General features: G+C 45.1%; 2 protein-coding genes. One reads left to right on the plus strand and one right to left on the minus strand.

Translation table 11 applies throughout. The features are described from left to right. A partial coding sequence (locus ADA01nite_RS14660; RefSeq protein WP_146811026.1) for a coproporphyrinogen III oxidase occupies window positions 1-1,510 on the minus strand: 1,510 nt, incomplete at its 3' end. Between the two features lie 237 nt (window positions 1,511-1,747). On the opposite strand from ADA01nite_RS14660, the gene ADA01nite_RS14665 reads away from it, so the two are divergent. Continuing rightward, window positions 1,748-2,299 (plus strand): class I SAM-dependent methyltransferase, encoded by a 552-nt coding sequence (locus tag ADA01nite_RS14665; RefSeq protein WP_146811027.1) that lies wholly within the window; start codon window positions 1,748-1,750, stop codon window positions 2,297-2,299. The last annotated feature ends 479 nt before the right edge of the window (window positions 2,300-2,778 follow it).

The raw sequence follows: 2,778 nt of genomic DNA on the forward strand, positions 1-2,778 counted from the left end.
TCACGATTTTCACAGAAAACAGCTTATTAAGTGCTTCAATCTTTGCGTTGGTATAGTGCTTGTAGTTGTCGTTGTACGCCTTTGGCTCTTTCGGATTGGCGAAACGGGAGATGCTGCCGGTGACAGGGTGCACCCATTTACTTGCAGCACCGCAGCCAAGCCCAATAATGGACTGTACCTCTTCCATAATCATAATGTTATACAGACTCTCCCGACCCGGTTTTGCATAGCCTACATTCTCGAGATTGCCGAGGATGTTTTTCTGACGGTAGAGGTAATACGGCACATAACCGTTGTCCTTTGTCCAGCTCTCCGCCCTTTTCATCATCTCCTGGATTTCTTCGCGGCTTGCCACCCGATATTTCTCCTTGTTGCGCGTCATCTCTGAAGCGCGCTTAAAAGACAGCGTATGCACGGTAACAGACTCCGGCATGAGCTTCTCCGTCTCCGCAAGCGTATATTCAAACTCCGCCATACCTTCACCCGGCAGACCAATAATCAAATCCATATTAATATTATTCATACCGGATTGGCGTGCCAGGTGAAACTTATCAATCGTTTCCTGAACCGTATGATGGCGGCCGATCGCTTTCAGCGTTTCCTCGATATAAGATTGGGGATTGATACTAATCCGGTCGATGTTCCATTTGTTAAGCACAGCCAGCTTCTCGGGCGTAATCGTATCCGGTCGCCCTGCTTCCACGGTAATCTCCCGTACCTTATCCATATGAGGAAACGAGCTGTACATCTCTTCATACAGCATATCCATTTCTTCTGCCGTAATACTCGTAGGCGTACCGCCGCCAAAATAGATGGTTGTAATGCCCATATCGTTTTCCCTGAGCCAGCGACCAATCTCCCGCATTTCGTAATGAAGTCCGCCGAGAAACGAGTCGACAGATCCCTGTTTACCGTTAATAGCATAGGCCGGAAACGTACAATAAGCACATTTAGTCGGACAGAATGGAATGCCAATGTAGATGCTGACCTCATGGCGCAAATGATGCAAGTCAGGTACCATCGTCAACTGACGATCAACAATTTGCTGCATAAGTCTAATCTTTTCGTCACGAATCAGAAAATCTTCCTTCAATTCCCGGTGCGCCTGCTCCTTCGGTATGTTCTGCTGAATTCTACGGTGCAAAAGCTTTGTAGGGCGGATGCCCGTCAGGATGCCCCAGGGCTGCTCGATGTCCGTATATTGTTCAAGCACATCCAGCAGCGGATGGCTGATGACCTGTTTGGCCTGCTTGCGCCATTCCTTATCTTCTGGCTTATAAAGAACTTCGCGGGAATAGGACGATTCATACGTTTTCCCGCTCGCTTTCTCCACCAGACGGGCGTAAGCATGCAGTTCCTGCTCTCCATCCAGGCGCAGTTCAATTACAGCATCTGCATCAACCTCCGCGCCCGATTCGAAATTAACCTGAACCTTTTCAAAAAAAAGATGAATAATATGTTCTAAGGGCTGGCGGAACCTCTCCTCCACGCCCGTTACCTGTATAATCATAAAATAACCCCTTTAATTTAACGCTTTTCGTTACGAGTGTAGCGAAGTCCAGGTAGAGGGTCAAGTGCAAACCTGAGTGGAACCCGGCTTTTTCATCCGATCCAATTTGACTAGTTTAAAATCCGGGTACATACATAGGAGAACTTTTTATTTTACATTTCCACTTCTTTTTAAATTTTGATACTATATATAAAGAAAAATCCTGTGAGACAAGATTGTTCAGAAGGAGTAGTGTCTATGGAAAAGCTAATGTTTCTAACGAAATTCCTCCGCTCGCCGAGAGACATCGGGAGCATAACGCCCAGCTCCCGCTTTCTCGCCAAAGCGATGGTAAAGCCGGTCGACTGGAATTCTGCCAAACATGTGGCCGAGCTCGGGGCCGGAACGGGAGTATTTACAAAATATATCGACCGCTTGCGTTCACCGGAATGCAAAGTGGTTATATTCGAACAGGATCGCGGCATGCGCCAGCGGCTTGAACGCCTGTATCCTGAACTGCACTATCATCATGATGCTTGCCAGATTACTTCCGCAATGAAGCAGTACGGAATTAACCAGTTCGACTACATACTGTCCGGTCTTCCTTTTACAAATTTCTCACAGGAGTTGCGTGATGAGATTATGAACGAAGTGGAAAAAGCGTTAAAGCCAGGCGGAATGTTCGTGGCATTTCAGTTCTCGCTGCAGATGAGAAAGCAGCTCTCAGAACGGTTTGAGAGGGTGAGCCTGGATTTTGTGCCGATGAATGTGCTGCCGGCATTTGTATATCGATGTGAAAAAGCCAGGTAAGTAATAGAAAGATGATGCGAGGCAGAAGATAATCGAATAACACGCTAAAACGTATATAACTTGACTCTCATATAAGAACCCCGATGCGGTTGTTTGCTTAAAACGACCGTATCGGGGTTCTTTACTGTGAAGTTCACCCCTTAGAATGGACATTGGAAAAAACCCTTGGTTTATCTGAAGAGAGAGGATTTTCAAACTAAACAGACGTTCGAATTCAACATTGTCGAAGTAGTTACTGCAACACCATCGAGAAGTAAAATAATATATTGCAAAACGACCTATGTCGTTATACTATATAAATAGGGGGGGTGATTAAAATTGGATAGAGAAATAATGAAAGGTAGTATCGATATATTACTCCCTCTATGAATTAAAGTTTTTCTTATAAATACTCGCGTATTCTTACGATATCTTGATGTTTATAAACAAAGCTGCAGTCAGACATTTGAATATATTTAAAATGTTGGAAGTGGGGGACA

The sequence above is a fragment of the Aneurinibacillus danicus genome (assembly GCF_007991215.1).
Taxonomy (GTDB): domain Bacteria; phylum Bacillota; class Bacilli; order Aneurinibacillales; family Aneurinibacillaceae; genus Aneurinibacillus; species Aneurinibacillus danicus.

Bases quoted from the DNA above. Each gene is read 5' to 3' on its own strand.
- ADA01nite_RS14665 (WP_146811027.1), top strand. From the start codon at position 1,748: ATGGAAAAGCTAATGTTTCTAACGAAATTCCTCCGCTCGCCGAGAGAC.